This is a genomic window from Azospirillum sp. B21 (genome assembly GCF_008364825.1).
Classification (GTDB): Bacteria; Pseudomonadota; Alphaproteobacteria; order Azospirillales; family Azospirillaceae; genus Azospirillum.
This window is the reverse complement of record NZ_VTTO01000015.1, coordinates 127,116-133,115: the sequence shown is the minus strand read 5'-3', so window position 1 is coordinate 133,115 and position 6,000 is coordinate 127,116. Positions and strand designations below refer to the sequence as shown.

At 67.8% G+C, this 6,000-nt stretch carries 7 protein-coding genes; all 7 read right to left on the bottom strand.

Annotated features, from left to right (window positions below):
- The coding region (locus tag FZ983_RS26445; protein ID WP_149226995.1) for a DUF3382 domain-containing protein at positions 1-280 on the bottom strand (280 nt) is incomplete at its 3' end.
- A gap of 5 nt (positions 281-285) precedes the next feature.
- Entirely contained in the window at positions 286-1,191 is a 906-nt protein-coding gene (locus FZ983_RS26440) for a branched-chain amino acid ABC transporter permease LivH (RefSeq protein ID WP_063635815.1), read from the bottom strand.
- A 190-nt stretch (positions 1,192-1,381) separates the two neighbouring features.
- Positions 1,382-2,512, bottom strand: coding sequence for a branched-chain amino acid ABC transporter substrate-binding protein (locus tag FZ983_RS26435; protein WP_247883989.1), 1,131 nt, complete (start codon positions 2,510-2,512; stop codon positions 1,382-1,384).
- Positions 2,513-2,622: 110 nt separating this feature from the next.
- On the bottom strand, positions 2,623-3,312 hold the full coding sequence (locus FZ983_RS26430; protein ID WP_149226993.1) for an HAD family hydrolase: 690 nt from the start codon (positions 3,310-3,312) through the stop codon (positions 2,623-2,625).
- Between the two features lie 14 nt (positions 3,313-3,326).
- Complete coding sequence (locus FZ983_RS26425) at positions 3,327-4,091, bottom strand: enoyl-CoA hydratase/isomerase family protein (RefSeq protein ID WP_149226991.1); 765 nt, start codon at positions 4,089-4,091, stop codon at positions 3,327-3,329.
- Complete coding sequence (locus tag FZ983_RS26420) at positions 4,088-5,410, bottom strand: AMP-binding protein (protein WP_149226989.1); 1,323 nt, start codon at positions 5,408-5,410, stop codon at positions 4,088-4,090. The genes FZ983_RS26425 and FZ983_RS26420 overlap by 4 nt, the downstream gene beginning before the upstream one ends.
- A 32-nt stretch (positions 5,411-5,442) precedes the next feature.
- The gene (locus FZ983_RS26415) at positions 5,443-5,853 is read right to left on the bottom strand and encodes a thioesterase (protein ID WP_149226987.1); all 411 of its coding nucleotides are present in this window, start codon (positions 5,851-5,853) and stop codon (positions 5,443-5,445) included.
- Positions 5,854-6,000 lie beyond the last annotated feature (147 nt).

Sequence of the window (6,000 nt, the reverse complement as noted above, 5' to 3'; positions counted from 1 at the left end):
GCAGCGCCAGGATCAGCACCGGCAGCGCCATGCCCTGGCGGATCAGCCCCAGCCCGAGGCGGCCGAAGAAGACCAGCAGCAGCGAGGCGACGACCTCCTCCGGCCGGGCTTCGATGCCGAGCCCGGTGGGGCGGTCGACCGTGCGCAGGCCCACCAGCGGCACGGTCAGCAGCAGGGCCACGAAGGCGGCGAGGCCGGCGTCCTTGACGGTGGCGGCCCAGTCGACGCCGCGCGCAGCGCCGCCCGCGGCGGACGAGACGGTGTTGGAATGCGTGGTCATGGCGCTTACACCTTCTCGATCTCGGGCCGGCCGAGCAGGCCGGTGGGCCGGAAGATCAGGACGAGGACGAGGATGGAGAAGGTTGCGACGTCCTTCCATTCGGAGCCGACATAGCCGGACCAGAAGGCCTCGATCAGGCCGATGACCACGCCGCCGAGCATGGCGCCGGGCAGCGAGCCGACCCCGCCGAGCACGGCGGCGGTGAAGCTTTTCACCCCGGCCAGGAAGCCGATGTAGAAGTCGATGACGCCATAGATCAGCAGCACCATCATGCCGGCGACGGCGGCGAGGGCTGCGCCCATGACGAAGGTCAGCGAGATGACGCGGTCGACGTTGACGCCGAGCAGCCCGGCCATCTTCTTGTCCTGCTCGCAGGCGCGCTGGGCGCGTCCCAGCGAGGTGCGGTTGATCAGCATGGTGAAGCCGACCATCAGGACCAGGGTGATGACGATGGTGGCGAGGCGCACGTAGCTGACGGAGACGGCGCCGTCCATCAGGGTGAGGTTGCCGGGCAGGATGGGCTGCAGCGGCTTGGAGCGGGCGCCCTGGAGGAGCTGGATGTAGTTCTGCAGGAAGATCGACATGCCGATGGCGGAGATCAGCGGCGCCAGCCGGGGTGAGGAGCGCAGGGGCCGGTAGGCGATGCGCTCGACCGTCCAGCCATAGACGCTGGTGAACAGCATGGAGGCGAGCAGCATGACCAGCAGGGCCAGAGGCACCCAGGTGATGCCGAGCGCGCCGATGGCCAGGAAGGTGATCAGCGCCACGAAGGAGCCGATCATGTAAATCTCGCCATGGGCGAAGTTGATCATCCCGATGATGCCGTACACCATCGTGTAGCCGATCGCGATCAGGCCGTAAATCGCCCCAAGCGACAAGCCGTTGATCAATTGCTGGAGAAAATAGTCCATGAAGTCGTCGCCCGAAGTTTGAGGCCCTTTCCTGCACGAACGAGCGGCAGGAAAGGGCTTGGATGTCGGGACGGACGGCGCGATGCGCCACGGCGCCGCTCGTCCCGGTTCGGAACGAGCGGCGGGCATGTCCCCGCGTTCGGCGGCCGTGGCTTCGGCTCCGTTCGTCAGGGCAGGCGTGCTGCCGGGATCACTTCAGGGGAGCGTATGTGCCGTTGTTCCAGGCGTAGAGCACGAAGGGCTCGGAGTTGGGGTCGCCCTTCCGGTCGAACCGGATGTCGCCCAGCACGGTGTGGTAGGTGCCGGCACGCAGCGCATCGGCCAGCTTGTCGCCCTTCATCGTCTTCGCCGCTTTGGCCGCATCGGCCAGCACCTTGACCGCGGCGTAGGTGTAGAGGGTGAAGCCCTCCGGCTCGAACCCGGCGGAACGGAAGCGCTGGACCAGATCGGCGGTGCCGGCGTTGACGCGCGGATCCGGGTAGAAGGTGAACATCACCCCATCGCTGGCCGGTCCGGCGATGGAGGCGAACTCCGTGGTCGCCAAGCCGTCGCCGGCGACGAACCGGGCCTTGAGCCCCTGTTCGGACGCCTGCCTCACCAGCAGCCCGGCCTCGGTGTGATAGCCGCCGAAGAAGACCACATCGACGTTCAAGGCCCGCAACCGGGCGACCAGCGACGAGAAATCGCGCTCCCCCTGGGTGATGCCTTCGAACAGCACGACGTTGCGGTCCTGCTGCGCCAACTCCGCCCGCACCCCTTCGGCGATCCCCTGGCCATAGGTGGATTTGTCGTGGACGATGGCGATGGTCCGGCCGAGATCACGGCTGACGATCTGCTTCGCCGCCACCCCGGCGGCCTGGTCGTCGCGCCCGCAGACCCGGAACATGTTGGTCAGGCCGCGCTCGGTGATGGTCGGGTTGGTCGAGGCCGGCGTCACGATCACCAGTCCGGCTTCCGCATAGACGCTGGAGGCCGGAATAGTGGAGCTGGAGCAGAAATGCCCGACCACCGCCTGCACGCCATCGGCGACGAACCGGTTGGCGACGGCCACCGCCTGCTTGGGATCGCAGGCATCGTCGGCCACCTGCAGGACGACCTTCTCGCCGTTGATGCCGCCGGCCGCGTTGAGATCGGCGACGGCAAGGTCGGCACCGCGCCGCATCTGCTCCATGAAGGAGGCGTATTGCCCGGTGACCGGCCCGGCAAGGCCCAGCTTGACGTCGGCCGCCGCCGCCGTCGGCACCAGTGCCGCGAGCGAGATACCGAAACGAAGAAGGTTGCCGCGGAATCGAGACCCAGATCGAGACATTGATCGAGACATGGAACTTCCCCATTCGTTGACGCGGCATGTTGTTGTGTCGTTGCATCCGTCCGCCGGGCCGCATGCGGCGGACGTGTCTCGGCAAGGCCCGCCCTGCGGCGCGCCCGATGTCAGAGGGCAAGCACCTCGCGCAATCCGGAGAGATCGGCGAACTCATGGTCCGGCCGGGGCTGCCATGGTCCCAGCCTGTCCTGCGTGCGGTTGATCCAGGCGACCCGCATGCCCAGCGGCTTGGCTCCGTCGATGTCCGCCCAGGAGGCCAGCGAGGCGTGCAGGACCTCGGCGGGGGCCAGCGCCAGCCGTTCCAGAGCGAGGCGGAAGATGCGCTCCGACGGCTTGTAGGCCCGGGCCATCTCGGCGGTCGTGACGCTCGGGAAGAAAGAGGCCAGCCGGCTGCGGGCGAACAGGTCGCTGTCCATGTTGGTGATCGGCATCAGCGGATATTTGGCCGCCAGAAGGGCGAGGATCTCAGGCACCTCGGGGTGCGGCGGTGCCTGCTCGACGAGGCCGGTCAGCAGCGTGTCGGTCAGGGCCGGAAGCTGGGCCGCATCCAACCGCTCGATCCCGCCTCCGGCCAGCGTAGCAGCCAACGCTTCGGCGGCGACCTCTCGGTACCGGCGATAGGCGGACGACCGGTAGAGTTGGACGGTGCGTACATCCCAGTCGAGATAGAAGGCTGCGGCGTCCAGGTCGTCGCGCCCCAGCCTGGACAGAACCTGTGCCATGCCAGCGGTGCCGCCGGCATCGACGTCGACCAGCGTGCCAAAGTAATCGAAGGTGACGGCCTTGATCGCGTCCATTCCCGTTCCTCTTCTCAAGACGACTTGCGCGTGGCGAAACGGGCAACCCGTTCGGCGGCTTCGGGGTTGCCGAACGCCTCGACGGTGGCCGCCGCCTCCAGGTCCAGTGCGCGGCGCAGGGTATCGGACAGGTCGACGGTCATCAGACGCTTCAGCCGGCCGGTGGAGAAGCGCGACTTGCCAGCCACCACCGTCGCCAGCGCCGTCGCGGTGTCGAGCAGCGCCTCGCGGGGGACCACCCGGTTGACCAGTCCGAGTTCGGCCAGACGCGCCGCCGATTGCCGTTCGCCCAGCAGCATCAGTTCCATCGCCCGCTGATAGCCGACCGCCAGCGGCAGCAGATGCGTCACCCCGCCGGTCACGAACTGGCCCCAGTCCATTTCGGGGAAGAAGGCCTGAAGGTCGTCGGAGGCGACCACAAGGTCGCAGTTCAGCATCCATTCGAACCCGCCGCCCACGGCGAAGCCATGCACCGCACCGACGACGATCTTCGACCCGAACATCAGGTCGTGGGTGATCTGCTGGATGCCGGCGATGTGGGCGCGGATCGCCGCATCGTCGCGGGTCTGCTGGTCGAACTCCTTCAGGTCGTCGCCCGCGCAGAAGGCCCGTCCGGCGCCGCACAGCAGGATAACCGACACGTCCGGGCGCTCCGCCGCTTCGGTCAAGGCGGCGTGAAGGTCATGCAGCAGGGCGGTGCCGATGGCGTTCATCCGCTCCGGCCGGTTCAGCGTCACGCGGCCGATGCCGTCCGCGACATCGAGATTGACCGTGCTCATGATGCGACCCTTTCGATCCAGTCGGTCTTGCCGGCGGTGCGCGGCAGCGTGTCGTGCGGGATCATGGTGACCGAGGCAGTCGCGCCGGCCTGCTCGCGCACCGCCTTCTCCAGTTCCGCCGCCGCCGCGGGCCATGCCGTCTCGGGCAACCCCTCCGCCGCCTCGACGCGCAGCTGGATGCGATCGTAGGGTCCCGGCCCGATCAGCCGGATGCGGAAATGGCCGGACGACAGCGCCGGCAGGCTGCTGACCGCCTTGCGGATCGCGCTGGGGAAGACATTGATTCCGCGCACGTTGAACATGTCGTCGGTGCGCCCGCTGACGCGGAAGCGCCAGGAGGTCCGGCCGCAGGCGCAGCGCCCGGTTCCGGTGACGGTGACGACGTCGCGGGTGCGATAGCGGATCAGCGGCTGGCATTCCTTCTCGATGTGGGTGCAGACCAGTTCGCCGACCGTGCCTTCGCGGATCGGCAGGCGGTTGCCCTCCGCGTCGAGAATTTCGGCGAACAGGTAGTCGCTGCCGTGGAAATGCAGGTCGGTGGTCGCCTCGCACTGGCTGCCCAGCGTGCTCAGCACCTCGCTGAGGCCGTAATTGGCGTTACGCACGCCGAAGCCCCAGGTCTCCTCCATCGTCGCGCGGAAGGAGGCATTGTCCAGCCCGGCCTCGCCGCCGAACAGGCCGAGCCGAAGCCCGAGGTCGCGCGGCGCCGGACCGCCTTCATCGCGCAGAAGCTTTTCCAGCAGGGCCGGATAGGACGGCGTGCAGGAAATGGCGGTGATCTTCAGGTCGCGGATCGTCTGGAGAAGCTGCTTGGTGTTGCCGACGCCGAAGGGCACCACCGTCGCGCCGGCCGCCTCCAGCGTCATGTGGTCGGTCACGCCGCCGGTCCACATGCAGTAGTTCAGGCAATGCACCACGCGGTCGGTCGGCCGCAGTCCGGAGGCATGCATCGCGCGGCCGCCGATGGTGGCGATGCGGTCGCAGTCCTGCCTGCTGTTGGCGAGGTTGAGCGCACGGCCGGTGGTGCCGGAGGTGCGGTGAAGACGGACGATGCTCTCCTCCGCACAGGCCACATAGTCGCCGAAGGGATAGGCGGCTTCCTGGCCGGCGCGGAGATCCTCCTTGTCGGTCAGCGGCAGATCCTGGAGACCGTCGAGCGTCACCGGACGCCCGATGCCGGCAGGCAGCATGCGCCGGTACATCGCCGACCGCTCGGACACATAGTCCCATTGCGTCGCCCAAAGGCGATCTTGCAGGGCGCGGACCTCGCCGTCGGCCAAGGTTTCAAAATCGGGGTGGAGAAGATCGGAGGTCGGCATCAGGGCCTCGGTCTGGAAGGGGGAAGCACCGGTTACGAACCGGCACGCTCAGCGGCACGGGATTCGATGGCGGATTGCGGCAGGATGGCGCGGGCGTGCCGGCCCTGGCCGATCTTGCCGCCTGCATCCTCCGACCAGACGTTGAACCAGTAGAGGGCGCCCTCGCGGCCGGTGAAGCGGGCGCTGGTCCTCACCTGTCCGCCGACCGGCGTCGGCGCCGTGTGCGACACGTCGAGCCTGGCCCCGACCGACAGCTCTCCGGACTGGAGCACGGGGCGCAGCAGGGCGGCGCAGGCGCGCTCCATCTCGGCGATCATCACCGGCGTGGCGAGGACCTGCGGATAATGCTCATCCGGGTCACGGGCGAAGGCGTCGGCCGTCATCGACGCATCGACGACGAGCCGCACCGTTTCCACACGCTCCAGATCGAGAAGGCTTGTCATACGGGCGGTCTCCTGTTCAAGGGGGCTCGCCCATCACTCCGCAATGCCTGTGCCAACCTTCGCCGGACTTGCGAGGGAGGGGTTTCATATAGATAGTTCAATGCTTTGGCTTGGCGTTTGGCGAATCCCCCGATTTTGAAGGGCGTC

Excerpts from the sequence above, each read along its gene's own strand:
- FZ983_RS26440 (WP_063635815.1), bottom strand. The coding sequence starts at position 1,191 with ATGGACTATTTTCTCCAGCAATTGATCAACGGCTTGTCGCTTGGGGCG.
- FZ983_RS26415 (WP_149226987.1), bottom strand. The coding sequence starts at position 5,853 with ATGACAAGCCTTCTCGATCTGGAGCGTGTGGAAACGGTGCGGCTCGTC.
- FZ983_RS26420 (WP_149226989.1), bottom strand. The coding sequence starts at position 5,410 with ATGCCGACCTCCGATCTTCTCCACCCCGATTTTGAAACCTTGGCCGAC.
- FZ983_RS26435 (WP_247883989.1), bottom strand. The coding sequence starts at position 2,512 with ATGTCTCGATCAATGTCTCGATCTGGGTCTCGATTCCGCGGCAACCTT.
- FZ983_RS26425 (WP_149226991.1), bottom strand. The coding sequence starts at position 4,091 with ATGAGCACGGTCAATCTCGATGTCGCGGACGGCATCGGCCGCGTGACG.
- FZ983_RS26430 (WP_149226993.1), bottom strand. The coding sequence starts at position 3,312 with ATGGACGCGATCAAGGCCGTCACCTTCGATTACTTTGGCACGCTGGTC.